This window comes from Pontibacter korlensis (genome assembly GCF_000973725.1).
Lineage (GTDB): Bacteria > Bacteroidota > Bacteroidia > Cytophagales > Hymenobacteraceae > Pontibacter > Pontibacter korlensis.
This window is the reverse complement of record NZ_CP009621.1, coordinates 3,162,277-3,188,600: the sequence shown is the minus strand read 5'-3', so window position 1 is coordinate 3,188,600 and position 26,324 is coordinate 3,162,277. Positions and strand designations below refer to the sequence as shown.

Here is a 26,324-nt window from a genome sequence, read left to right as displayed (position 1 = left end):
TATCCCGATTCGTCTAAAAGTATGCGAAAACAACAAACAGTACCTTGTGATACCAAGTACTATAAAGTAACTTTACACCACTGATCCATTCACAAACAACACTACACAAAATAAAACCATGAAAAGATTTTACCTTCTTCTACCACTTTTATTATTCCTCTGTAGCGGTTATACTTTTGCGCAGTCGGCAGGTATGCTTACGGGCACTGTGCTGGACGATAAAGAGCAACCTGTCGGCTTCGTGAATGTAGCTGTGCTAGAGGCAATTACAGCCAAGGTAATTACTGGTGCCATTGCCGACATGGATGGCAATTTCCAGATCATGACACCGGCTAAAGGAAAGTATATACTTAAGCTGAGCGGCTTGGGCTATGTAGAGTTGCAGACTCCTGCTTTTGAGGTTACAGGCAGTAACTTTTCCAAGGATTTTGGAAAGGTGCGGATGAAGCCTGATGTAAAAACACTGAACGAAGTACAGGTGCAGGCCATGCGGCCCACCGTTACCACTGAGCCGGATAAGATGGTGGTAAGCGTAGAGGGCACTGCTTTGGCTAGTGGCAGTACGGCTTATGAGGTGCTTGCCAAATCGCCAGGGGTTTGGATAGACCAAGACGGCAACATACAGCTGAACGGTAAGGCAGGCGTACAGGTCATGATCAATGGTAAGCGCAGCTATCTTTCCGGCAAAGAGCTCCAGACCTTGCTACAAAGTATGACAGCCGAAAACGTGAAAGACCTGGAAATCATCTCCAACCCTTCAGCAAAATATGATGCAGAAGGTGCCTCAGGCGTGATCAACATCAACCTGAAAAAGAATGTGGATACAGGTATGAACGGCAGTGTATACGCCGGCTACCAGTATAATAACCTGAGTACTTATACTTCAGGGGCTGAAGTAAGCCACAAACGTGGCAAGTGGAATTCCTTCGGCAGCCTGGACCTAGCCAGCCGCCAGCGCTACCGCAACATGGAAATGCGCCGCATCTTTCTGAGCCAGGACGGCAGCACAAGTAATTTCAACCAGATAGGACGAGAGGAAAGCGAGCGGTTTGAGCCATCGCTGCGTTTCGGCACTGACTACGACATCAATGACAAGCACAGCATTGGCCTAATGGGAAACATCATCACCAGCAACAGTGAGAACTTTTTCCAGACGGATTCTTACCTGCGCGACGTGACAACAGGCGATAACCTTTACATTGATGCACTGAACTCTGCTGATGGCAAGTATAGCAACAGCACGTTTAACCTGCACTACCTGGGCAAGCTGGACACTACAGGCACCACCCTCTCCGCTGATCTGGACTACGTCCACATTAATAGCCGCGATAACCTTGAGTTTGAGAACCGCTATGTGACTTTAGGCAGCGATGAGCCTGCAGTACAGGAGTTGCTGCTGAGCGAGAACCCTACCGGCTACGACATCTACTCTGCCAAGATTGACTTCACGAAATCATTGAGTAAGAAGACTAAAATGGAGCTGGGTGCAAAGGCAAGTTATGTAGTATCTGATAATGAGCTGCGCTTTTATGAAACGCCAGACAACAGAAAGACGCTGGACCCAAAACGCAGCAATCACTTTATCTACAAAGAGAATATCTACGCGACTTATGCCAACCTGAACACTAGCTTAGGCGAGCGATGGACGCTGCAGGCAGGCCTGCGCGCTGAGCAGACTGAATCCAGGGGCAACTCCTTAACGAAGAATGAGAAGACAGACCGCAGCTACCTCGACCTTTTCCCGAGCGTATTCCTGCAGCAGAAGGTTAGCGATAATTACCAAATTGGATATAAGTATAGCCGCCGCATTAACAGACCTAATTACCAATCGCTGAACCCATTTATCTTCTATCTGGATCCTTATACCTGGGCGCAGGGGAACCCACAGCTGAGACCACAATACACCAACTCATTTGAGATGACACACACCTTGAAGCAGACTTATAACCTGATACTGGGCTACGCTGTTACAAAGGATTTTATGGCCGAGGTGCCAAACCAGAATCCGGAGGATAACACCACAGTGTTCCAGCAGCAAAACGTGCAGGACATGAAGAGCGCCAGAGCCACACTTGTCGCTCCTGTTAAAATTTCCAACAACTGGGATATCAGCAACAACGTGATCGTGATGTACCAGGAGTTTACGAACCCGGTAAACGGCAAGATGGTCGTAAATGATCAGGTAACTGCCATCGCACAGTCTACTCATAACATTCAGCTGCCGCAGGACATCCGACTGGAGTTGGGTGGAAATTACCAGGGGGCAGCGGTGTATGGCCTCTACAGGGTGGAGCCACAGTGGTGGGTGGATGCTGGACTAAAGCGCAGCTTTCTGAACGACAGACTTACCCTGAGCATGAACGTTACCGACATCTTTAAAAGCCGCATCATGAAAGTAGATACAGAGTTGAACGGCAACGTGAACGCCATTGAGCAGTACTGGGGCAACCGCTCCTTCAGAGTAAACCTGCGCTACCGCTTCAATAAAGGCTCAGAATTTGAATCTAAGAAGCGTAACGTAAACCTGGACGAGCTGAACCGTACAGGCGGTAATTAATCCCGATTCCTCTAAGGTTGTAAAACAAAAGGCCTGCAGGTTATCTGCAGGCCTTTTGTTTTATATAGAAGGTAAGCCTACCAAACGTAGGTGCCAACGGCTCCTGCACTTAGCGTAGTTGTTACCTGCTTGCCTTTGTGGCTAATGTTGAAACTTTGGGTAGACTGGCTGTCATTCAGCATGATCAGCACATTGTGTCCTTCAGGTGTTTTAAAGGCAACGTTTGGCAGGCCATTCGGCACATTGCTGCCAATACGAACAGACCCTGGACGCGCAAACTTAGAGGCATGCGCTACAATGTAGTATGCCGGGTTGCGGGCAACTTCGTTTCCATCGATAGTTACGGCACCAAGACACTCTGTACAGCCACCTGGGGTGTGCGGGTTCTGCTGTGGGTCAGCTGCCAGGTTCCACTCCAGCACAGTTTTGCTCCAGTTGCGTGGTGCACCTATGATCAGGTTCTTTGTGTGCCAGTGCAGGTTCTCCGGAAAATCACCTGGTGCGCCAATCCACTGCTCTGTAAAGTATAGATTCTTGTCAGGATGAGCTTCGTGTACGTTAGACAGGGAGTCGATGGCTCCACCATACAAGTGGAAAGCAGAGCCATCTACATATTTCTTCGCCTCTGGGTCGTTCAAAACAGTGATAGGGTAATCTGGCCGGTCAGCATTGTGATCGTAGATGATAATCTTCGTATCCAGGTTGGCCGCTTCGAAAGCCGGTCCTAAGTGGTTCTTGATAAAGATTGCCTGATCTTCCGGCAGCATCAGCAAGCTTGGGTTATTACCTGGGTGCAGCGGCTCGTTCTGAATCGTAATGGCATCGACTTTGATTCCCTCTTCAGCCATACCCTGAATATATTTTATAAAATACTTCGCATAGGCATTGTAGTATTCTGGCTTCAGGCTACCACCTTTTGAGTTGTTATTCGTCTTCATCCAGGCTGGCGGCGACCATGGTGAACCCATGATTTTGATGTCGGGGTTTATGGCAAGAATCTCCTTCAACACCGGTATCAGGTATCTCTTATCTGGAGACAAGTCAAACTTCTCCATGTTCACATCTGTCTCATCGGCAGCAAGATCATTGTAGGAGAACACCTCCGGATCGAGATCTGACGCACCTATACTTACACGCAGGTAGCTGATACCTATTTTTTTACCGTCAGTACCAAACAGCTCTTCCAGTATGGCAGCACGCTTCTGCGGGTCCATCTGGTTAATAAGCATGGCACTACCACCCGTTAACGTGAAACCGAAGCCGTCCATGGTTTGGTAGGTTTCATTCTCGTTGATTTCAATTGTTGGGTACTGATTCGTGCTGCCACCAAACTCCAGACTCGAGTCCTGGCGTTCAAAAAGTACAGACTTATCAGGAGTTGTCAGCCACAGGGCTACACCTGGGGATTCGCTTTCAGATTGGCTGGTACCTTTCTCCTGGCAGGCTGTAAAGCATGAAGCCAGCATTGACAGCGCCAGGGTGCGGCGCAGCAGGCTCATACAGAGATTTTTATTAAGCATCTTAGGTTAAATTTTTATTACAGCCGCAGCACGAGGTTTCCTGCCAAGCCGCAAAAGGGTTGAACATCCAATTGATTGTAGGCACTGCTAGACTCACCATACATAGGTACCCACGGAGCCAGCATTAAGTGCAGTGGTCACGACCTTGCCTTTGTGGCTAATATTAAAAGTTTGTGCAGCACTGCCATCATTCAACACGATCAGCACTTTTTTGCCATCCGGTGTTTGGAAAGCTACATTCTGAAGAGAGCCAATAATATTAGAGCCCACTCGTACAGAACCCGGGCGCACGAACTTGGCAGCATGTGCTATAATGTAGTAGGAGACATTGCGGGTAACATTGTTGCCAATGGTTACCGCCGGAAGGCAGGTATTGCAACCGCCGTTGGTATAAGGGCCGTTACTCTGGTTGGCTGCCAGGTTCCACTCCAGCACATTGCGACTCCAGTTTCGGGTTGCCCCTACTATCAGGTTTCTTATATGCCAGCCCAGGTCACCGCCAAAGTCGCCGCCTACGCCGGTGTACTGCTCCGTAAAGTATATGTTCTTGTCTGGATGAGCGGCTTTTACTTGGGAGAGTGACTCAATATTGCCACCGTACAGATGAAAGGCAGAGCCATCGATGTACTGCTTTGCCTCCAGGTCATTCAGGATGGAAATAGGATAATCCGGACGGTCGGCATTATGGTCGTAGATAATTAGTTTGGTAGCCAGACCAGCATCTCGTAAAGCAGGACCAATATTGTTCTTGATGAAGTTAGCCTGCTCACCAGCCGACATGTGCATGCTAGGGTTGTTGCCATCATGCAGCGGCTCGTTTTGGACCGTTAGCGCATCAACAATGATTCCTTCCTGCTGCATAGCCTGGATATACTTAACCAGGTATTGTGCATATGCTTCATAGTATTCCGGCTTCAGGCTACCCCCTTTTGGGCTATTGTTTGTTTTCATCCAGGCTGGCGGCGACCACGGTGTAGCTAATAATGTAATGTTTGGATTAACGGCCAGTATTTCCTTCAGAACAGGCAGGTAGTACAGACGATCCGGGTCCAGGTTGAAGTAGTTAAGCTCCGGGTCGGGTTGACCTGCTGGTCTGTCGTTGTAAGAGTACACGCTGGCACTAAGGTCAGAGGCCCCCAGGTTTAACCTCAGGTAGCTTATGCCAATGTTAGCCTCGTCGTGCTTAAACAGCTCCTCCAGTAGCTTGGCTCTGTCGCTTGCTCCCATTTGGCTTAGAACAAGCGCACTGCCACCCGTTAAAGTATAGCCGAAGCCGTCAATGCTTTGGTAAGTGGTGGTGGTATCTATTGTGATAGTCGGGTTACTGTTGGTAGTGGTCTTGAAGTTCAGAGAGGCTGTCTGCCTAGCAAACAGTACCGATTTGTCAGCATTCGTAAGCCAGAACTCTACCTGGCTGCTAGTTGATGGCGGCGGAGGTGGCGCAGGCTTCGCATCGTCTGAATCGCTACACCCCGTGAGCCAGCCCGCTGCAAGTATAAAGAGCAGTCCTAAGACCTTGTTTTTATATGTGAATGCTATCATTCTGATCATCTTTTGCTCCTCCCCTGTACCTGTGTTAGTCACCAGTACAACAAGTAGAGCAGCTTAGTAAAACATATTAAGAAAAGAAACAGGCTCAATTAATAGAGCCTGCTTCTCACAATTGTTATCTATCCTTCAGAGAGGCAGTCTTATCAGCAATCTGAATCTTAAACTCACCTGGCTCATTTACCAATTTGTCTTCCAGTTCACATCACCGAAAAGTACATCAGCCAGAAGCACCCCGCCATGAGTACCTATACAAACAAAACAGGCAGTAGTAATGCTACTGCAAGCAATGGCCACACTGGCGTATCTTCATCGGTTGCCTGCGTACTCTTTGATTCTTTCTTCGCCAGAATATTGGCCAGTAGTTTATCAGCATCATGGGCATAGGCAGGCTCATTTGCATCAAGCTCAGCATGCTGCCACACAGCCTCTAGAGCCGCTTCTTCGGCCTGTTGCAGTTCCTCTTGCTCAAACCAACTTAATACCTTCTTTGCCTCCTCAGGAGTGCACTCGTTTTTGTAAAACTTCTCTAGTAGCTTAATGTCCATCTACCTATTCCTTTGGCTACAACTATTACTACAATCAAAATGAGTAACCCACCACCTTCCACTAACAATAAAAGTTAGTAACCACTTACCATGCTTCGCAAGGTAATGAATTAGAATAAAAAATATTTAGAATATTCTTTTGTAAGTAGAATTCTTTTACTTTTAAGCCAATGACTCGCAGGCAGAACATTGCTATTAGCAACGCAGTGGAGATTTAACCATGCATTCAGCAGACAAAGAGAGAATCGAACATTTGGTAAACTCACTCCTTACCGGAGATGAGGGTGCTTTTGCATGCCTGTACCGAGAGTTTGAAGCACGGCTCTACACCTTTGCCTTTAAGCTAACGCAGGATAAAATTGACGCGGAGGAGGTTGTGCAGGAGGTTTTTCTGAAGGTTTGGGAAAAGCGCCATACGTTAAACCCACAGCAGAGCTTTGGTGGCTTCTTGTTTACAGTTGCCAAAAACATAGTTTACAACAAGGCCAAACAGCGTGCATACCACTTCGCTTTTCAGAAGTACCTGGCATACTCTGAACAGGACATATGCCGCGCAACTGAGAATAATTTAGGCTATAATGAGCTGGGAACACTGCTTGACAAAATTTATGAAGCCTTGCCCCCGGTACGCCGGAAGGTGTTTCTAATGAGCCGCTTGCAAGGCCTCAGCAACAGTGAAATTGCAGCAGAGCTTAACACCAGCACAAGCAATATAGAAAACCACCTGAACAAGGCACTCCGCTTTATCAGGGAGAAACTGCAGGCGCACGAAATAATTTGCACTTCCTTACTAGCATTTCTTTTGTCTTAGGCGCTTCATTTCCTGTGGCTGTACCCTATAAAAATACCTCCAACACGCACTTCGCGTATGTAGCATAACCATGACACAAGAGATAAGCGCTACAGACCATTACACCCTCACCATAACAGGTATCCGACAGGAGGCACCTGACTTTAAAACTTTTCAGCTTGAGCCGGATAAACCACTGGAATATAAAGCTGGCCAATACCTGACACTGGTACACACCGATAAAGAACGGGATATCCGCAGATCTTACTCCATCACCTCCTCCCCTGCATTACAAGAGCCTCTAAGTATAGGCATAAAGCGTATTGAAAACGGCTTCTTCTCCAGAAGGCTTGTAGACGATGTAAAGATAGGCGACAAAGTATACGCCGCCGGAGCCGCAGGGCTTTTTATTCTGCCAGATGATTTACGGCCTTACCGGCAGGTTTTTCTGCTGGCAGCTGGCAGTGGCATTACACCCATCCTCTCTTTGCTGAAAACATTGCTCTATACTCATCCGGATGTAGCAGTTACGCTTATCTACAGCAACAGCAGTCCTTCCAGAGCTATTTATAAGGAGGAACTGGAGCAGTTGGCTACAGCTTTCCCGGAACGCCTGCACATCGAGTTTCTATTCAGCAACTCACCTGACCTGGCACGAGCAAGATTGTACAAAGACCTGCTGCAGCAGTTTGTCAGCCAACTAGCAATTGCCCCTTTAGACCAGGTGCTGTTTTACCTCTGCGGTCCCAACAGCTATATGCGCATGTGCTTTTGGGTACTTCGACAGGTAGGTGTGCCGGATCAGAACATTCGCCGGGAAAACTTTAATACCACTAAAGCGGCTGTCAAACAAATGCCTCCTGATACCAAGGCCCATGAGGTTATAGTTACTTATAGGGGGAAAGAACAAAAACTAAGGGTAGAGTACCCTACCACCATACTTCGTGCAGCACTGAAAGCGGGTATACCGCTGCCCTATAGCTGCGAAGCCGGGAAATGCGGCAACTGCACTGCCCGCTGCACCAGTGGCGAGATATGGATGTCGTACAACGGGGTACTGACAGAGCGAGATCTGCAAAAAGGCCTCACCCTCACCTGCGTGAGCTATCCTGTTGGTGGCGATGCAAGCCTTGAGCTCCCTTAACTGGCTCCTCCCCTTCCTGCTTTTCCAGCTTAAATGCGTAACTTTAGGCTCTCTCAGCCCTAAGGCTGATACCGGAAACTAAAACAACAGAATCTATGAGCTCTGAAGTACGAAGCCTGGAACCAAAGGCACTATGGGAAAACTTTGCTGACCTGAATGCTGTACCCCGTCCCTCTAAAAAAGAAGAGCGGGTAATTCAGTTTATACTTGATTTTGGCCATAACCTGGGCCTGGAAACACATAAGGATGAAACAGGCAATGTGATCATCAAGAAGCCTGCTACCCCTGGCATGGAGAACCGCCAAACCGTTGCCATGCAAAGCCACCTGGACATGGTGCACCAGAAAAACAACGATACCAATTTCGACTTCGATACCCAAGGCATCGATATGTATGTGGACGGTGACTGGGTAAAAGCACGCGGCACTACCTTGGGTGCCGATAATGGTATAGGTGTGGCTACCATCATGGCTGTACTTGCATCTAAAGACATCCAGCACCCAGCCATCGAGGCATTGTTTACAATTGATGAGGAAACAGGCATGACAGGCGCCCTGGGCCTGAAAGGTGGTTTGCTGGATGCAAATATACTCCTTAACCTGGATACCGAAGATGACCGTGAATTGACCATAGGCTGTGCTGGCGGCGTGGACGTAACAGCCACTGGAACATACGAGCAGGAAAGTACTTCGGCAGGTATGGCTGGTTATAAGCTCACTGTAAAAGGCTTAACCGGCGGACATTCCGGCATGGACATTATTCGCGGCCGTGGTAATGCCAATAAGCTGATGAACCGCCTGTTGCACCATGCAAGCAAGCAGTTTAATGTTCGCATCGGAAGTATAGATGGAGGCGGACTTCGCAATGCCATACCTCGTGAGTCTTCTGCCTTTGTTGCCGTAGCCTATGGAGATAAAGCGGCCTTTGAGAAATACGTAGAAGAGCAGCTGACCATACTGGTACAGGAGTATAAAACCACTGACCCTAATTTGCAGGTACAGGTAGCTGGAGTTGAAGCTCCGGCTCAGGTAGCAACAGAAGAATTTACAGGTAAGCTACTCCGCGCACTTTACGCTACGCCAAACGGCATCTACCGTATGAGTCCTGATATTGAAGGATTGGTGCAAACATCTAATAACATAGCGCGTGTAGAATTGAAAGATGGTGAGTACAGAATTCTGTGCCTAACACGCAGCTCCGTAGATTCAGAAAAAGACGATTTGGCAGCCGCTATACAGTCTGCACTGGAGTTGGCGGGTGCAGAGGTAAGCCTAAGCGGTTCTTACCCAGGCTGGGCACCGAACCCTGATGCTGCAATCATCAAGCTGATGAGCGACTTGTACCGCAACAAATTCAACAGCGAACCAGACGTTAACGCTTGTCATGCCGGCCTAGAGTGTGGTATACTTGGTTCTAACTACCCAGGCATGGAGATGATTTCCTTCGGACCTAATATCCGTGGCGCTCACTCCCCTGACGAGAAAGTTCAGATCAGCTCGGTACAGAAGTATTGGGACTTCTTGCTCGATACTTTACAGGGCATACCTGTAAAAGCATAATTGCATAGCACAACTCCCTGGATCAGTTACATAACTTATAAGAAGAGGGCCGTTTAATGTGAACGGCCCTCTTCTTTTGCACATACAGGGTTTTACCTGATGTTTTGCCCGGCGTGCTTTGATATAATTAAACATTAAACAGCTGCTCATAATACTGGTGAGCCATGCGGTTTGACTCGAAATGAGGTACTACATCGCGCATACTTTGCTTCATGATGTAGCACCAGCGTTCACGATTGTGATAGTATACCGGCACGATCTCTTTCTCAAACATGCGCATCAGGTTGTTGTAGTCCTCATCATCCTGGGCTTCGTTCGGCTTGCTTACGTCTGCCACCGGGAGCACAAAGCTGTTTTCACCATTACGGGCGTACTCCGGCAGCCAACCATCCTGCACCGATACGTTTACACCTCCGTTCATAGCAGCTGTCATGCCGCTGGTACCAGAGGCCTCTCGTGGGCGCCGAGGCGTATTCAGCCACACATCACAACCCTGTTTCAGCTTCCGCGAAAGCTCTATCTCATAGCCTGTTAGCACAGCTACGTTATCCAATTGCTGTGACAGTTTCACAAGCCTATTAAACACGTTAATAGCCCCAAAATCGAACGGATATGGTTTTCCTGCCCAAATTACCTGAACAGGCATTTCTTTGTTGCTAATAAAATCGACAAATCGCTGTATATCACGCACCAGTAGGTCTGCTCGTTTGTAAGCAGCAAATCGGCGAGCCCATACTACCGTAAGTACATCTGGCCTAAACAACTTACCAGCCTGGTTAGCCACCTCTTTAAACAACTGCCGCTTCAGCTCTTCTTTCCGGTTAGCTAAGGTCTCATTATCATCACGCTCCATAGCTTGCCACAGCTCCTCATCGGCCCAGAAGTTAAAGTTCTGCGCATTGGTGATAGCCTTGATCTCGCAGACGCCCTCATTGTCGTACCACATATCCCGGGCCACCTCGCCGTGCAGCTGCGATACTCCATTGGCAATTTTAGCGAGCCTTAGTGCCGCCAGGGTATGGTCGAACATCTGTCCATGCATACCTGTCAGCTCCCGCACCTCATCCAGCGGAATGCCATTAAAGAAACTCATTCTGTGCAGCAGAAATATATCGTGCTGCTCATTACCAGCTTTCTCAGGCGTATGCGTGGTAAATACAAGGCGCTTACGTACTTCATCCAGCTTACCGTATTCTTCGAAAAGCTTAAACGCCAGCGGAAGGGCATGCCCCTCGTTCATATGGTATATTTCTGCACCTCCCAATGCTTCTACCACTTTAGCTCCGCCCACACCCAACACTATACTCTGGGCTATGCGGGCCTGAGGCTCTGGGTCATAAAGGCGGTGCGTTATGGTCCGGGCCAAGTGATCGTTGTCTGGTATATCGGTAGTCAGGAAGTACATAGGCACTGTGCCAAAAATCTCAGGCTTCAGCACCATAGCCTTCACCAGCACCGGGTGCTCATTAACCAGTACCCGAACGGTAATGCCGGAATCCTCCAGAAAAGAATAAAACTTCTGCTGGAAGTGTGGCCGCATTGTCTGGTCCTCATTGCGCTCCTGATCGTAGTAACCATACTTCCATAGCATACCAATACCGATCATATTCTGTCTTAATTCATAGGCACTGCGCATATGCGAGCCTGCCAGAAAGCCCAGGCCTCCAGAGTATACTTTCAGTGCCTGGTCTATTCCATACTCCATACAGAAGTATGCTACACGTTTTTTATACTGCTCATTGATATCGTAGGGGTGGTACCATCTATTATATTGTGAAGCCATGTTAGCTGTTCTTTTATGGTTATACTAAAAGTACTAGTCCGGATAAGCTTTACGCAAAACCTAAAGCCTGGAAATACTGATATACCCTAACCTCCTACGCAGGTTTTAATTTATAGATTACTATCTATCAAAATGATAGAAAAAAGCAGTAACATGGCCCTAGAATGAAGGCGGAGCTGCATTTGCAGGCGACACTAAGAAAATAAGTAATTAAGTTCTCAAAATTAGGAACTAACAGAACTATGTTATACCTTTGTGATGTTCTTAATACAAAGAAGGAGAACAAATGATAAACTTAACAGAAAAACAGCAGACATTGATTGAGCGGATAGGCATATTCCAGGAGAAAACCGGGATGCAGCCTGTTGCTGGCCGAATCATTGGCTTGCTTTATGTGTCTGATAAGCCTGAACTAACTTTTGACGAGATACGGGAGACGCTTAACATTAGCAAAAGCGCTACTAGCAATGCGCTAAGCTTGTTGCAACACCTAAACCGGTTGGAGTATATTACATATAACGGTGACCGAAAGCGCTATTTCCGCCTAAAGCTAGACAGATGGCGAGAACTGGTTCTGCATGAGATTGATTCTATAACGGAATTTTCTAAAACCTTGCATGAAGTGGTGAATGAACGAACAAAGGAAACGCCGGGCTATAACCGCAACCTGCTGGAGCTGGCAGATTTCCTAAAGTACCTTCACAGCGAATTGCCACAGCTGCTTAAGCGCTGGGAGGCACAGAAAAAGTAAAAATTTTTACCCTTTATAGTTCTCAAAATTCAGAACTAACCATAACAAATAAAACAACATAAATCCAAAATACCGTGATTAAAAAGTATTTTTTAATAGGAGCAATGGCGCTGATAATGCGTCCGGCCTTTGCCCAGGAGCCAGCAGCTACTGGTTTAAAAGAGCTGACTCTGGAGGAGTGTATTGAGTACGCTCTGGGCAATAACCAGGACGTAAGAAAAGCTGCCTATGACGAGCAAATTGGCACGCAGCAGATCCGTGAGGCCAGAAGCCAGGGACTGCCGCAGCTAAACGCTACCGGTGGTGTAGACTACTACCCTGCCCTGCCAACACAGATCCTGCCTGGTGCCTTAGCTGGCCAACCTGGACAAGATATTCCGGTGCGGTTTGGTAAAGACTACAATGCTAGCGGTAATGTGCGCCTGACGCAGCTGCTCTTTAACCAATCTTACTTTGTTGGCCTTAAGGCTGCTAAAACAACGCAGGACCTTTACCGCATCAGAACAGAAATGGCTCAGGAGGACCTGATCTACAACATCGGAACAGCATATTACCAGACGTTGCAGACAAAGCAGCAGTTTGAGAACCTGCAAGCTAACCTTGACAGGCTTGCTGAGCTTGAGCGTATTATGCAACTGCAGTATAAAAACGACCTGGTGCCGAAAGTAGAGCTAAACCGCGTAAAGGTGAACACTACAAACCTTCAAAACCAGCTGCAGACTTTAACCACAACGTTTGAGCAGCAGAAAAATGTACTGAAGTTCTTCATGAACATGCCGCTGGACCAGGACATTGCCTTGAGTGATGCCTCCGACGAGCTGGACATGACGGTTACTGAAGCTATTACCGCAGAACAAGCTGTTGCGCAGAAAGCTCAATACGAGCTTTTGAATACACAAAAGCAGCTGCAGAGCTATAGCATCAAGAACATTCAGGCTGGCTACTACCCTACGCTGTCAGCTTATGGCCAGTACGGATACAACACCCAGCGCGATGAGCTTTTCTCTTCTAGTGTTCCGTGGTTCAAAACATCAGTTGTTGGCCTGCAAATAAACATCCCGATCTTCGACGGCTTCAAAAAAGATGCTCAGGTAAAGCAGGGTCAGCTGGAGATGAAAAAGATCGACGAAGACCTAAGCAAACTGGAGACAAACACAGCTGTGGAACTGACCAATGCCTATGCCCAGTTGCAGAACAGCCAAACTTCCATCTCAGTGCAGGAGAAGAATGTGGACCTGGCGCAAGAGGTGTACAACACCACCAACGATCGCTATAAAGAAGGTATTTCACCGCTGACCGACCTGCTGGATGCAGAAGTTAGTCTTCGTGAGGCTAAGACAAACCTGAACAACGAGAAACTAAAGTATAAAATCGCCCAGCTGAACTACCTGAAAGCTAGAGGTGAGCTAGAAACACTAAACAAATAAGACATACACTTAACAGAAGATGAAGAAAGTAATTTATATCCTGGTTGTGCTTGTTGCTTTGGGTGCTATTGGCTACAAGCTGATGAGCAATAAAGAGCAAATGGCAGCGAACGCAGCAGTGGCTGAAATAAAGAGCGATGCCATTCCGGTAGCAGTAACAGAAGTCAAAACTGCCAAGCTGGACAAGTCCTTTACCGCACAAGGAAATTTTGCACCAATTCAGAGCCTGACACTTCTGTCAGAGACGCAGGGGCAAATCACAAACGTGCTAAAACGCAAAGGCGAAAAAGTTAGAGCCGGTGAGCTACTGTTGCAGGTAGAAAGCAATACCATGGCTGCTGACCTGGCTACAGCGCAAGCTAATGCTGAGAAAGCCAAAAGAGACCTGGAGCGCTTTGAGAACCTGGCTGAAGGTGATGCCATCACTAAAAGACAGCTGGAAGAGGCTCGCTTAGCCGCAAAGTCTACACAAGCACAACTAGTAGCCGCCCGTCAGCGCCTGAACAAAACACGCATCACTGCCCCTATTAGCGGCGAGATAAACGAGATCTATGTAGAGGTTGGTTCTTTCCTGAATATGGGTACAAAGCTGTACGATATCGTGAACGTGGACAAACTGAAGCTGAAAGTAAAAGCCTCTGAAAGCGAAGTGCTGCTGATCAGCAAAGGCGATAAAGTTAAGGTGAAAGCAGATGCAGGCTCAGGTCAGGAGTACGAAGGTGTTGTTACTGCCATTGCTGCGCAAGCCGATCCAACCCTGAAGTTTGACGTGGAAGTGGAAGTACAGAATGCAGCCAACAACAACTTGAGAGCAGGTATGTATGGTACTGCTTACTTCGAAGTAGCTGATCAGCGCGATGCACAGCTGTTACCACGCGAAGCCATTGTAGGTAGCATCCAGAACCCAAGTGTGTATGTGGTGAAAGATGGAAAAGCAAAGCTGCGCAAGGTAAGAGTGGGTACTGTAACACAGGATAAGGTTGAGATTCTGGAAGGTGTGCAGCCAAACGAGAAAGTAGTAAAAAGCGGTCAGATCAACCTGCGTGAAGGCATAAAAGTGTCTGTACTGTAAGACCTAAAATACTTCTTTTAAAGAGAAAACTAAGAAATGAACATAACCAAATTATCGATACAGCGATCAACCCTGGTGGTGGTGGTATTTACCGTCCTCACCCTACTCGGGGTTGTCAGCTACCAATCGCTTAACTATGAGCTGTTACCCAAGTTCAGCCCACCGGTACTTACTATCAGTACTATCTATCCCGGTGCCTCGCCTAATGAGGTAGAGAACTCTGTAACAAAAGAGATAGAAGACGCACTGTCATCGCTGGAGAACGTGAAGGAAATGAAAAGTACCTCGCTCGAGAGCTTTTCCATCATCTCCATTCAGCTGAACCAGGGCACTGATGTGGACCTGAGCTTACAGGATGCGCAGCGTAAGATCAACACCATCCTGTCTAAGCTGCCAGAAGATGCAGAGTCACCAACGCTGAACAAGTTCGACTTCGATGACCTGCCGATTATTAAGATGGGTGCTACGGCCAACATGTCGGCTACTGAGTTCTATGACCTGATCGACAAAAAGATCAAGCCGGAGCTGTCGCGAGTACCAGGTATGGCTGCCATCAAAGTTTTGGGTGGTCAGGAGCGCGAGATCAAGGTGAACATTGATGCCAACAAGCTGGAAGCTTATAACCTATCCATCTTGCAGGTGCAGCAGAAGATCCGCAACTCAAACCTTGACTTCCCTACTGGTAAAATCAAGCAGGAAAGTGGCCAGACACAGATTCGTTTGGCTGGTAAGTTCCAGTCGCTGGACCAGTTGCGTAACTTGATTATCCGCGAAGACCAGAACGGCATTGTGCGCCTTGCTGACGTAGCAGAAGTACAGGACACACAGAAGGATGTTGAAGTATTAACTCGCGTTAACGCTAACCCTTCAGTAGGTATCACTATCCAGAAGCAGTCTGATGCTAACGCCGTGGAAGTAAGCCGGCTTACAAAAGAAGCGCTTGCCAGACTGGAGCAAACATACGCTGCTGAAGGACTTACTTTCAACATCGCCAACGACTCTTCCGACTTTACGCTGGAGGCTGCCGATTCGGTAATGCACGACTTAGTGATTGCGGTTATACTTGTGGCGGTGGTGATGCTGCTGTTCCTGCACTCCCTGCGCAACGCAGTCATTGTAATGATCTCAATTCCGGCTTCCCTGGTGGCAACTTTTATTGCCATGTACCTGCTGGGTTACTCGCTTAACCTGATGTCTTTGCTGGCACTTTCGCTGGTGGTTGGTATCCTGGTGGACGACGCGATTGTGGTGATTGAGAACATTCACCGCCACATGGAGATGGGTAAAAAGCCAGCTCAGGCTGCTTATGACGGTATCCGTGAGATCATGGCGACAGTAACTTCCATCACACTTGTAATCGTGGTGGTATTTATTCCAATCGCCCTTTCAAGCGGTCTGGTTTCGGACATCCTGCGTCAGTTTGCCGTGGTAGTAGCGGTAGCAACTATGATCTCCCTCTTCGTTGCCTTTACCTTAATACCATTGCTAGCTAGCCGCTTCTCTCGTCTGGAGCACGTTTCAGATAAGAACATCTTTGGCCGGTTTATCCTGTCATTCGAGCGTTTCCTGGATCGTATCATCGACGGCTTTACAGCTGCCTTGAAGTGGGCCTTTAACCACAAGTTTATCACGCTGGCAGCAACTGTCCTGATGCTGGTTGCCTCTTTCATGCTGGTGCCGTTTGGCTTTATCGGTTCAGAGTTTATACCTGCCGGTGACCGTGGTGAGGTGAGTCTGCAGTTGGAGTTGCCTAAGAACGCTACCGTAGAGCAAACAAACTTTGCTACAAGACAGGTAGAAGAATACCTGCAGGGCATTCCTGAAGTGGAGAAAGTGTTTACCACAGTAGGTACCACAACTTCTGCGCAAGCTGGTCAGAACACCGCTTACAAAGCAGATGTGTCGGTTACGCTGGTAGATGTGAAACAACGTAGCTTCAGCACCAACCAGTTCAGCCGTCAGGCTAAGGCCGATATTGAAAGCAAGCTGCCTGATGTAGAAGTAACTCCGGTACCTGTTGGTCTGGTAGGTAATGCACAGGCTCCGATCCAGATCATAATCTCTGGTTCAAACCTTGACTCCGTAATGGCTTTCTCACAGAAGGTAATGCAAATTACAGAGGGTGTATCCGGTACTGTAGACGTGGAAACATCTGTTGAAGGTGGTAACCCAGAGATTGAAGTAGTAGTGGACCGAGATAAGATGGCAAATGTTGGCCTGTCGCTGGAGAATGTAGGTGCAAGTATGCAGTTGGCCTTCAGTGGTAACTCCGACGTTACTTTCCGCTCAGGAACTGAAGACTATGATATCAACATCCGCCTGGATGAGTTTGACCGCCGCAGTGTAACGGACATTGGTAACCTGTCTTTTGTTAACAACACAGGGCAACTGGTACGTTTGGCACAGTTTGCAGACATCCGCCAGTCTACTGGTCCTTCGCAGCTGGAGCGTTATAACCGTGTAACCTCTGTTAACGTGAACTCTCAGGTAATTGGCCGTCCGTCTGGTTCGGTAGGTGCTGAGATCCAGGAAAAGTTGTCTGATGTGCATATGCCAGCCGGTGTAAGCGTAGAGTTTGGTGGTGACCTGAAAAACCAGAGCGAAGGTTTCGGTACGTTGGGTATTGCCTTGCTTGCCTCTATCATCTTCGTGTATCTGATCATGGTAGCACTGTACGATTCGTACGTGTATCCGCTGGTAGTACTATTCTCAATTCCTCTGGCGATCATCGGTGCCTTGCTAGCCTTGGCGCTGGCTGCCCAGTCTTTGAGTATCTTCTCTATTCTGGGTATCATCATGATGATTGGTCTGGTTGCGAAGAACGCCATCATGGTGGTAGACTTTACCAACAACATGAAAGCTGAGGGTGCACACGTGAAAGATGCCTTGATAGAAGCGGTAAGAATACGTTTCCGTCCGATCCTGATGACGACTCTGGCGATGGTGATTGGTATGTTACCGATTGCCTTGGCAGGTGGTTCGGTGGCAGCCACTAAAAACGGTCTGGCCTGGGCGCTGATCGGTGGTCTGAGCTCATCTATGTTCCTGACCCTGATTGTGGTTCCGATTATCTACTACGGCTTTGACCGTATCCTGGCAAAGTTTGGCTTGGATAAGAAGACTGTGATCGAGTTGGAAGACAAGTCAATGGAAGAACTGGAGCGTGAGACAGCCGAGCTGGAAGAGTCAAAGATGGGCCACGCCCATGCTTATTAATCCCATGTTCTCAAATCATAAATAGTTTTGGTAGTAAGATTGCGGAGGCTATTGGTCTTCGCAATCTTTTTGTCCGCCATACCCTACGTAAATTTATATAGCTGTAGAAACAGAGATCCATTCTTATATGAACACTGTACAAACAACTACACAGGCCATACAAAACGAGGTGGTGACCATCATCAGCTCGGTAACCAAAGTCCACCCAAACCGCCTTCTCCAGGTAAGAGATCTAACTGAGCTAGGTCTTGATATTGTGGATGTGGTAGACGTAATCCTGAAAGTGGAGAAGGCCTTTCACCTTACCATCCCTGATGAGGTGCCGGTTTATACCCTGGATGATTTTGTTAACTATGTTTATACCCAAAGTATAAAGCAAGCCAGTTAGGCTGAGTTAGAACGAACAAAGGAGAGGGTGTCCTAAAAGGGCGCCCTCTTTGCGTTTATCCGGTTGCTATTGTTTTTCAGGCGGCCATGTAGAGAACGGCTCGTCTCGGGCTGAAAAAGGCGGAAAAGTGGTCCAGCAAGCAAGCATGAGCCGCGGTCGGCTGTTTCAGCGCGCCAGAGAGGCCGGAGGCGGCCCTTTCCAGCGCCTCTTCGAAGGCTTTTACTCCCTTTCGGGCTACTTTGCGCAGGTTATGGGCCACAGCGGCCAGGCCAAAGTCCACCTCGGCTTTGGCCAGCGTGCGCAACCTAAAGCGGGTGAAGCGGTTGTTGCTCTTGACCTGCCCAAACACGGCCTCGGGCTCAATGGCCCTTTGCCTGCGGTGGCGCACCCCCTCCTCGCTCAACAGTAGCTCCCGGGCCTTTGCCTTCAGGCGCTGGAGCCGGTGGTTGACCTCGATGACTCTGTTGCCCTTGCCCCTGAAGCACTGCCCTCTTAAGGGGCAACTCTCGCACCGGCGGGCCTGGTAGCGGCTCACCTGCGAGACATAACCCAAGTCAGATGTACGCTCGTACTGGCCCACCTGCTCCAGCCGCTGGCCCATGGGGCAGACGAAGAAGTCCTCCTGCTGGTTATAGTACAGGTTAAGCGGATGGAAGATGTCATTTCGGAACTTGCGCTTCTGCTCTTGATGGAAGTAGTTGTACTTGACATAGGCCTGGATCTGCTTATCCTCGAGCCAGGCGTAGTTCTGCTCCGAGCCGTAGCCGGCGTCGGCCACCACTTCTTTTGACTGCTGCTGGTAATGCTCCTGGAACTGCTGTAGGTGGGCAATCAGGGTGGCCGTGTCGCCCGGCCGCTGGTGCAAAGAGAAGTTGGTGATCAGCTGGTTCTCCGAGCTGATCTGCACGTTGTAGGCCGGCTTCAGCTGCCCGTTCTTCATGTGGTCTTCTTTCATCCGCATGAAGGTGGCGTCCTCGTCTGTTTTGCTATAGCTGTTCCTGTCACCGAGCTTCTCTAACTGCTCCTCGTATTTTTGTAGTCGCGGCAGGTGCTCTTTTTCCAGTTTGGCCACCTGCTTGCGGGCTTTCTTGTCCAGCTCAGCCACGTGCTCGTTGAGCTTTTGAATCTCCTCTTTGAGCCGGTGGGCGTCCACCTTCTCGGGCAGCCGCTCCTGGGGCGCTTTCCTGTCTTCTTTGATGGCCTGGCCGATGTCACAGAGCACGCTGCGGATCTTCCGCTCCAGCTTTTCTTTGTTCTTCTCCACTGAGCCCCGCCACACGAAAGTATAGCGATTGGCGGCTGCCTCTATCTTGGTGCCGTCCACGTACTGGGTCTCGAGGCTCACATACTCCAACCGGTGCATCAGGCGCACCACCTGGGCGAAGAGCTCCTGGACCTGGTTTTTGAGGCGACGGCTTCTAAAGTCATTGATGGTGCGGAAGTCGGGGGTGCTGCCGCCCGAGAGCCACATGAAGTGGATGTTCTCTTCCAGGGCCCGGGCAATGCGGCGGCAGGAATAGATGTTGTTCAGGTAAGCGTAGAAGAGCACTTTCAAGAGCATCCGTGGGTGGTAGCTGCTCGTGCCCCCGCCTTTATAGGTGGCTATGATGCGGTCGATGTTGAGCTCATCGACCACCCGGTCCACGAGCCGCACCGGGTGGCCTTCCGGGATGCGGTCTCCGATGCTTTGGGGGAACAGGACCACCTGGTGGCCCGGCTGCTCCTTGAAAACAACGTTGCGCCTTTTCATGCCTACTAAAATAGCAAAAGGCGAATAAATGAAAAAGGGACTGCCCTTTTTGGACAGCCCCTCCTTTGTTTTAACAGGCACTATACTTCCAGTATATAGAAAGGCGGATCAAATCCTTCCTTCTGAAGCACTGGCTTCGATACGTTAAAGACTTTTACCCCCTTAGAGGTCTCCCCTTCCAGTGTACCGATGTGGGCATGCCCATGAAAGGCTGCTATAACTCCCCTCCTGTTGATTGGCTCTGCCAACCTGGATGAACCCAGGAACGGGAAAATCTGCTCTGGCTCCCCAACTACTGTTGCCCGGATTGGCGAATAATGAAGCACGGCTATCTTTTTTACATCCACATGCTCACTGTCGATACGGGCAAGAGCACCATCCAGCTTCAGGGCCTCATCCACTGCCTCCTGCACAAAGCTCTTGATCATGGGTTCACCAAACATGCCAAGCATGCCTTTATCAAACCCGCCGCCAAAGCCTTTTACGCCTGCAAAGCCCACGTCTCCTATTACAATGCTATCGCCGTCCAGTACGTGCACGTGCTCGTTTATCAATGCTTTTCGGATGCCTTTTTGGTGGTCGCGCTCATAATCGTGGTTACCGAGCACTGCCACTACAGGTATGCTACAAGACTTTAACTCCTGAGCCAGCACCTCTGCCTCAGCCGTGCGTCCTGTATCGGTTAAATCGCCGCATAAAAGCAATACATCTGCCTCCTGCGAAACTTTCTTAAAATAATCTTCCCATTTCCCGCGGTCTGTCTCCCGCACATGTATATCTCCTACTGCCGCAATTTTGGTCTTTTTCCTTTTGTCAGCCATAAGTTAAACGGATCTGATGGTAACTACTTTAAAGTCCCATTCTGTGATGTCTATTGCATACTGCGTCTGGTCGATTAGTGGACCTCGGCATATTTTTTCTTTTGGTGGTGGCATTTCCAGCTCATTCTGCGCCCTCCTAAACAACTCATCAAACAGCCATTTGGGTATGATTTCGCGCTCAGACGGGTACACAAACTGAAACGAAAGGAACTGCGCCAGCAAGAGCTGCCAGTGTGTTTCCATGTGCTGCCAGAGCCATTTCCAATCCAGCTTGTCGCCGTAGCGCAAAATGAGATGGTTTATATCAGCCCCATCGTAGCGCTCCCTGTTCTGCACATACAGCTTAGACCAGATAAGCGTTTCTGCCGGAATGACCTTTACCTTTATTCCCAATAACTCACTTGGTGTAGAGCGTTCAAACCAGCTGTCGTCTACAGCGCAATGGTTTCCAGGATTGTTGAAGATGATATCCATGAACTGCTCCCCTTTGATGGCCTTCGCCAGCCAGCGGGCATCGGTTAATTCTGTTTCAAACCCATTCTCCTTAAAGAGTTTCAGGATAGCCGGGGTATCTCCTCCTTTACAGAATATATCAAGGTCTTTGGTATCGCGGATAATGTCGGTGTAGAGACGCAGGGCAAAGCCTCCTCCCACCATATAGTCAAGGTTACTTTCCGCCAGAATACCAAGCACCTCACGATAGAAATCGTGGGCAGCCTGGCGGTGTATACCTTCTTGTAGTTCTATTACTTTAGCCATTTGTTTGTTTTCTATAATATACCTAAACAGCCGCTTTAAAGGCTGTCGCTGGCTGAGGTAAGGCTGCTTTGGCAGCAGCTATTTTAGGTTGTTAACCAAAGCAGCGTAGGATTCTTGTACTAAATTATGCCTTGCTTTGTTGCCCAGTTTGCTATAAACAACACCTAACGAAAGGCTATGGCAACCCAGCTCTAGATATAACAAATAAAGGACTGCACTTTACCAAGCATCCCTTATTTTAAAGGCTGGTTGGTAACATAAAAAGGTATGTTGGCTGTGGTAAGATTGTTCTGCCCGTCGCGCAGGTAAATATACAAACGGTAGGCTCCTTCCTGCTTTGGTGTTCGCAGCCATACTTTGACCCCTTCCTGGTTTACAAGAACCTCAGAAACAGGCTTAGGTTTTGCCTGTTTGTCTGCGTTTCCATCTAGCTGCTCGGCTTCTGGCAGCACCTCCCACTGTACTTGCAGGGAGTCTTGGTCAGGGTCAAAAGCAAAGGCTGCACCCTCAAAGGTTTTATCAGGTTTGAGGTAGATTTGGTCGAAGGCAAACTTATTGTTTAGCTTAAGGTAGGCAATGTAGGGTGCTTTATTCCGCAGAGTGGAATCTCCCCAAAGTTGACGCATTTCCTGCACCAGGGCCGTCTCCTCGCCCTGCTCGTTTATCAGGCTAAACCAGGTGGGGGTAGTTTCCTGCTTGTTTCCCCACATAAATACATAAGAGCCCAGGCAGCGGTTCGTATCTGCCAGCACTGACTGCTCATAACGCTGGCGGGCAAACTCTGCTTTCTCTGAACTAGTCTGCTCTATTGGCGCCATCCACCAGGTGTAGTACGATTCCCAGTAACCACGAGCTCCAAACTCTGAGATAATGTAAGGTCCCTTCCAATCTGTTTTAGTCAGCTCCTGCGGCAGGTTGTGCATGGCACCAAAAGAGTTAACGGATAGAATATCCAGGGCTGGCGCGCGCTTCACGATCAGGTTCACCACCTTGTGCGGCACGTTCATAACAGTGGTTGTAGTTGGATGGTCAGGGTCTACCTCATGGATCATTGCTGCAATTCCATTCACGGCATCCCATACTTTTACATTGGAGCCCTCGGCATAGAGTTCGTTGCCAATACCCCACATCAACAAGGCAGGGTGGTCTTTATACTTCAGCACAACCTTCTTAAGCTCCTCCCGCTGAGCTGCCACCAGATCTTTGTCATAGTAGTTAAAGCCTTCACGCTCACGTGCCATCCAAAGCCCAAGTGTAACCGTTAGGCCATGCTTTTGAGCAGAATCCAGTACTTGTTGAGCGTTATCAGTATGCCATACCCGCACAGAATTACCACCATAGGCGCTCAAGCGGTCATAATACTCATAGCCAGCTGCACCTTTTATAAAGTATGGCTTTCCATTCCGCATCAGCTTAAACGAATCTCCTTTCTGCACAACTTCTACTTTCCGGCCTCGAGGTTTATACTTATCCGCTAAATCGGGGCTGGTGCTGCAGGAAAATAGTGCAATGCATGCAATGAAGCTCATGAGCAGATTCAGAATGAGCTTCTGTAGATAAGGGTGAAGCATTGGTATATAGAAGAATTGTAAAATTTTAATGGTAGCGCTAGGGGTTTACGCATAACATTTCTCCTTGTTTCAAGTATAAGGACACGGTAAAATATATAATCTATAGCATACATCTCCTCTAAAATATAAGAAGCTCCGTTCCGTTGAGCTCTGTCATTTACCTCCTACACCCTTAAGCAGAAGTTTTCCATGCGACTATATAATACAGCTCCTGATACTTCAACTGACCCTTCAGAGCCAGCCACACTTCGTCGCGATGTCTTTACAATTCGCTTCATGATCTGGATGGGTCTGGTTACAATGGCACTTTTCCTGTACTGGTTCCTGGACGAGGATCATATTGGTTACGCACCACTGTACTGGTTGCTTACCACAGCACTGGCCTTTAAATTGCTCCGAACCTTGCACGAATGGTACCATTACTACTCTATTAGTGTGCCTGAGAAGCGAGTTCTGCGCACCAACTACAAGGTTGATGTACTGACGACTTACTGTCCTGGCGAGCCTCACAGCATGATCATCAATACGCTTGAGGCCATACAGAAAATTCGCTACCCCCATACCACCTACCTATGCGATGAAGGCGATGATCCTGTACTGAAGGCTGAGTGCAAGCGGCTTGGGGTGGTACATGTAACCCGCACTGAGAAAATCGATGCAAAGGCAGGCAATATCAATAATGCCTTAAAACAGGCAACCGGTGACATCTGCCTTATACTCGACCCCGACCATGTGCCGGTACCAGAATTTCTGGATGAGGTATTACCTTACTTTGAAGACCCTGAGGTAGGCTTTGTACAGGTAGTACAGGGCTACAGCAATCAGAAAGAAAGTCTGGTAGCCTATGGTGCAGCCGAACAGACTTATAGCTTTTATGGCCCTATGATGATGGGCATGAATACCTATGGCACAGTGCAGGCTATAGGGGCAAACTGTACGTTCCGCCGTAAGGCACTGGATAGTATTGGCGGACATGCGGCTGGACTTGCTGAAGACATGCATACTGCCATGCAGCTGCACGCCAATGGCTGGACATCCAAATATGTACCTAAGATGCTGAGCCGCGGATTGGTACCCGGCACACTGGCTGCCTACTATAAACAACAGATAAAATGGGCCCGCGGTACCTTCGAGCTGCTCTTTATGGTATACCCTAAGCTATTCCGGCAGTTTACACTGCGCCAGAAGATCCATTACTTCACACTGCCGCTGTACTACCTATTTGGTTTATTTAACCTGATAGACTTCCTGATACCGGTGCTGGCGCTGGTACTGGTAGAGTTTCCGTGGTATGTTTCGCTTGGGGAGTTTGTAGTGATGTTTATGCCTTTCTTCTGTATCTCGATATGTGTAAGGCAGTTTGCGCAGCGGTGGTACCAGGAAAAGAATGAAAAAGGCTTTCACCTGTTTGGCGGAATATTGCGCACCGGTACCTGGTGGATATTCCTGTTGGGGCTGATTTACTCGATCCTGCGCATCAAGGTCCCTTACATTCCGACTCCGAAAGACGACAAGCCAAAGAATAATTACCTGCTTAGCCTGCCAAACTTTATGATGATACTGGTTGGATTTGGTGCTGTTGTGTACACTCAGCTTGAATATGGGCACTTGTACGACAACCCTTATGTGCAGATGATGGCGCTTTTCGCTCTAACCAATGTGGCAATACTTGGCGGCATTGTGGTGATCGGGCAGGAACAATCCCTGGAGTGGATGCGACGTAACCTGCTGCATGCCTCACCATTGCAGCCGCTTTTAATGCCGCTACGCTACGCCATCTGGCGAACACGACATGGTTTTTATGACGGGATAAGGTATGCAGCAGTAGCCATGGTACTTTTAGCCACCGTGGTATCTGTTACCTTCATATTCGGAAAAAAGGAATGGATGCACTACTGGTCTCAGACTAAAACACAGGCAGCACCTCTTCAGAAAGTACATCTAAGGAATTTCCTCGTTGTTCATATCCCATTCTCTGCAGCACCCGGTAGGCAAATAAGCTCAACCCCTGTTACCTCAATTCGTTAAGGATAAAGAGTAATACTACTTGTTAACCTAAAAACACAAAAGCTATGAACAGAGACTATAATGATCGTAATGAGAGAAGCGGCTTTCAGACACGACGCTCAGAACGGTATCGCCATCCTGAGAGAGACACTAATTACCGCTTCGATGACTATGGTTCTTCAGCCAGAGGTGGCTATGGCAACGAAGGCCACACCGGCACTTGGGGTAACCAAGGTAACGAAATGGCCGGCTCACGTAACACAACGAACCAAGGCCTTTACGATACTTACGATACCTCCCGAAACTATGGCAACATGGGCAGCTACGGAGGTGCACAGGGCTTTGGATCTGCCAGAGGTGGCCAGCACCAGCAGGGAAGCGACTATAATTTCTACAGCGGCATGGGCTCCCCGGACCAGGCAAGACAGAGCAACCAGAGCAGCCCAAGCAGAAGCATAAACTACTCTCCAGGTGGTTACAGCGGGCGCAGCCATGGCTATGAAAGTGATCAAGACAGCCACGGTTCAAGCTTCCGTAACGACTCGGGCTCCAGCTCGGATACTTCCAGAAGATTCCAAGGTTCTAACCAAGGCATGTACGACCTGGATGAGGATAATTATAACCGTGGCAGCGGTAGCTTCCGCAGCGGATCTTCTGACAGAGACAGAGGCTACAGTGGCCGCATGAGCTCTGGCAGCTCTTCATCAAACTATGGCGGCTCACAAGGCAGCTACATGGGTAGTGGCTATAACCGCAGTTCAGACAGAGACTATGACCGTGGCGACTTCGGCTCTATGGGTAACTACAGCCGGGGAAACAGCAGCATGAATTACGGCAGCCCTTATGATATGGATGATGACATGGGAGGTTTCAGAGGCGGTCGCGGACCGGAGTATCCAAACGATACCTATGCCCGTGATAGAGACAACACACGCATACAGCACCGCGACAGCGACTACGACTATGACCCTAACCGTAGCTATGATCCCAGCAAAAACCGCAACTACATGAGCAGCGACAATCGCACCCGCACTTGGGATCGTGAGCATGACCGTTTTAACGATAAATACTAAACAAAATGATAAGTATAGAAAAAGCGCAGCCAGGTGGCTG

At 48.6% G+C, this 26,324-nt stretch carries 18 protein-coding genes and 1 pseudogene; 11 read left to right on the top strand and 8 right to left on the bottom strand.

What is annotated here, in order from left to right; genetic code table 11:
* Window positions 1-118: 118 nt before the first annotated feature.
* Window positions 119-2,557 carry a TonB-dependent receptor gene (locus PKOR_RS13660; RefSeq protein WP_046311447.1) on the top strand — a complete coding sequence of 813 codons (2,439 nt, stop codon included), beginning with the start codon at window positions 119-121 and terminating at the stop codon, window positions 2,555-2,557.
* A 77-nt stretch (window positions 2,558-2,634) separates the two neighbouring features.
* On the opposite strand, the gene PKOR_RS13655 is transcribed toward PKOR_RS13660, so the two are convergent.
* From PKOR_RS13655 to PKOR_RS13645, 3 genes are all read right to left on the bottom strand, one after another.
* Window positions 2,635-4,077: a glycoside hydrolase family 30 protein gene (locus PKOR_RS13655; RefSeq protein ID WP_046311446.1), complete on the bottom strand. Its 1,443-nt coding sequence runs from the start codon at window positions 4,075-4,077 to the stop codon at window positions 2,635-2,637.
* A gap of 93 nt (window positions 4,078-4,170) precedes the next feature.
* The gene (locus PKOR_RS13650) at window positions 4,171-5,619 is read right to left on the bottom strand and encodes a glycoside hydrolase family 30 protein (protein ID WP_046314495.1); all 1,449 of its coding nucleotides are present in this window, start codon (window positions 5,617-5,619) and stop codon (window positions 4,171-4,173) included.
* Between the two features lie 254 nt (window positions 5,620-5,873).
* Entirely contained in the window at window positions 5,874-6,173 is a 300-nt protein-coding gene (locus PKOR_RS13645) for a hypothetical protein (protein WP_046311445.1), read from the bottom strand.
* Between the two features lie 220 nt (window positions 6,174-6,393).
* Here PKOR_RS13645 and PKOR_RS13640 point away from each other — a divergent pair, with 220 nt between their 5' ends.
* The 3 genes from PKOR_RS13640 to PKOR_RS13630 all read left to right on the top strand — a co-directional run bounded on the left by PKOR_RS13640 (window position 6,394) and on the right by PKOR_RS13630 (window position 9,666).
* Window positions 6,394-6,984 carry an RNA polymerase sigma factor gene (locus tag PKOR_RS13640; RefSeq protein ID WP_052738860.1) on the top strand — a complete coding sequence of 197 codons (591 nt, stop codon included), beginning with the start codon at window positions 6,394-6,396 and terminating at the stop codon, window positions 6,982-6,984.
* Between the two features lie 70 nt (window positions 6,985-7,054).
* Entirely contained in the window at window positions 7,055-8,107 is a 1,053-nt protein-coding gene (locus PKOR_RS13635) for a ferredoxin--NADP reductase (protein WP_046311444.1), read from the top strand.
* 95 nt (window positions 8,108-8,202) lie between these two features.
* A complete protein-coding gene (locus tag PKOR_RS13630; protein WP_046311443.1) occupies window positions 8,203-9,666 on the top strand; it encodes an aminoacyl-histidine dipeptidase in 1,464 nt (487 codons plus the stop codon).
* Between the two features lie 127 nt (window positions 9,667-9,793).
* Here PKOR_RS13630 and glgP read toward each other — a convergent pair whose 3' ends face one another.
* Entirely contained in the window at window positions 9,794-11,449 is a 1,656-nt protein-coding gene (glgP, locus tag PKOR_RS13625; protein WP_046311441.1) for an alpha-glucan family phosphorylase, read from the bottom strand.
* 286 nt (window positions 11,450-11,735) lie between these two features.
* Here glgP and PKOR_RS13620 point away from each other — a divergent pair, with 286 nt between their 5' ends.
* The 5 genes from PKOR_RS13620 to PKOR_RS13600 all read left to right on the top strand — a co-directional run bounded on the left by PKOR_RS13620 (window position 11,736) and on the right by PKOR_RS13600 (window position 18,303).
* Window positions 11,736-12,200 (top strand): GbsR/MarR family transcriptional regulator, encoded by a 465-nt coding sequence (locus PKOR_RS13620; protein ID WP_046311440.1) that lies wholly within the window; start codon window positions 11,736-11,738, stop codon window positions 12,198-12,200.
* Window positions 12,201-12,304: 104 nt separating this feature from the next.
* Complete coding sequence (locus PKOR_RS13615) at window positions 12,305-13,627, top strand: TolC family protein (protein WP_235336369.1); 1,323 nt, start codon at window positions 12,305-12,307, stop codon at window positions 13,625-13,627.
* A gap of 19 nt (window positions 13,628-13,646) precedes the next feature.
* The gene (locus PKOR_RS13610; RefSeq protein ID WP_046311438.1) at window positions 13,647-14,699 is read left to right on the top strand and encodes an efflux RND transporter periplasmic adaptor subunit; all 1,053 of its coding nucleotides are present in this window, start codon (window positions 13,647-13,649) and stop codon (window positions 14,697-14,699) included.
* A 36-nt stretch (window positions 14,700-14,735) separates the two neighbouring features.
* On the top strand, window positions 14,736-17,915 hold the full coding sequence (locus tag PKOR_RS13605; protein WP_046311437.1) for an efflux RND transporter permease subunit: 3,180 nt from the start codon (window positions 14,736-14,738) through the stop codon (window positions 17,913-17,915).
* A 127-nt stretch (window positions 17,916-18,042) separates the two neighbouring features.
* Window positions 18,043-18,303, top strand: a complete 261-nt coding sequence (locus PKOR_RS13600; RefSeq protein ID WP_046311436.1) for an acyl carrier protein — start codon at window positions 18,043-18,045, stop codon at window positions 18,301-18,303.
* Window positions 18,304-18,529: 226 nt separating this feature from the next.
* Here PKOR_RS13600 and PKOR_RS13595 read toward each other — a convergent pair.
* The 4 genes and pseudogenes from PKOR_RS13595 to PKOR_RS13580 all read right to left on the bottom strand — a co-directional run.
* Window positions 18,530-20,053 (bottom strand): annotated as a pseudogene (locus tag PKOR_RS13595) (IS1182 family transposase); the annotation flags it as partial.
* Window positions 20,054-20,133: 80 nt separating this feature from the next.
* Window positions 20,134-20,874 carry a metallophosphoesterase family protein gene (locus PKOR_RS13590; protein WP_046311435.1) on the bottom strand — a complete coding sequence of 247 codons (741 nt, stop codon included), beginning with the start codon at window positions 20,872-20,874 and terminating at the stop codon, window positions 20,134-20,136.
* 3 nt (window positions 20,875-20,877) lie between these two features.
* Window positions 20,878-21,633 carry a nucleotidyltransferase gene (locus PKOR_RS13585; RefSeq protein ID WP_046311434.1) on the bottom strand — a complete coding sequence of 252 codons (756 nt, stop codon included), beginning with the start codon at window positions 21,631-21,633 and terminating at the stop codon, window positions 20,878-20,880.
* Between the two features lie 233 nt (window positions 21,634-21,866).
* Window positions 21,867-23,069: a glycoside hydrolase family 2 TIM barrel-domain containing protein gene (locus tag PKOR_RS13580; protein ID WP_052739136.1), complete on the bottom strand. Its 1,203-nt coding sequence runs from the start codon at window positions 23,067-23,069 to the stop codon at window positions 21,867-21,869.
* Window positions 23,070-23,393: 324 nt separating this feature from the next.
* On the opposite strand from PKOR_RS13580, the gene PKOR_RS13575 reads away from it, so the two are divergent.
* Both PKOR_RS13575 and PKOR_RS13570 read left to right on the top strand, forming a co-directional pair.
* Window positions 23,394-25,232: a glycosyltransferase gene (locus PKOR_RS13575; protein ID WP_084694798.1), complete on the top strand. Its 1,839-nt coding sequence runs from the start codon at window positions 23,394-23,396 to the stop codon at window positions 25,230-25,232.
* Window positions 25,233-25,276: 44 nt separating this feature from the next.
* On the top strand, window positions 25,277-26,284 hold the full coding sequence (locus PKOR_RS13570; RefSeq protein ID WP_052738859.1) for a hypothetical protein: 1,008 nt from the start codon (window positions 25,277-25,279) through the stop codon (window positions 26,282-26,284).
* Window positions 26,285-26,324 lie beyond the last annotated feature (40 nt).